The sequence below is a fragment of the Vibrio sp. 10N.222.49.C9 genome (assembly GCF_041474985.1).
In the GTDB taxonomy this organism is placed as follows: Bacteria; Pseudomonadota; Gammaproteobacteria; order Enterobacterales; family Vibrionaceae; genus Vibrio; species Vibrio crassostreae_C.
The window spans coordinates 1-297 of sequence record NZ_JBFRVD010000607.1 but is presented as its reverse complement, the minus strand read 5'-3'; the positions used below and the strand labels follow the sequence as shown (position 1 = coordinate 297).

General features: G+C 46.5%; 1 protein-coding gene. It reads right to left on the bottom strand.

Going from position 1 to position 297, the window contains the following annotated elements:
* Positions 1-297: family 20 glycosylhydrolase (locus AB4585_RS24705; RefSeq protein ID WP_372171390.1), on the bottom strand; the 297-nt coding region annotated here is incomplete at both ends.

The window sequence follows — 297 nt, the reverse complement described above, 5'->3', positions numbered from 1 at the left end:
AACCTGAACCTAGCTGAGGCAGTAAGCACGATTTTTCATCCAAATCGAAACAACGCTTCGCACCGATCTCTGTAAGCTCTGGTAATCCTGGGATCTCTAGACGCCAACCTTCATCATCAGTTAAGTGAAGGTGGAGTTTATTCATTTTGTAAGCGGCTAGCTGGTCGATGGTCGATAAAATCGCTTCTTTAGTATGGAAGTTACGCGCTACATCGACCATAACACCGCGGTAGTCAAAGCGTGGTGCATCTTTGATTTCAACCTGAGGTAGCTCAGTGGGTGCATCTAGGTTTACCC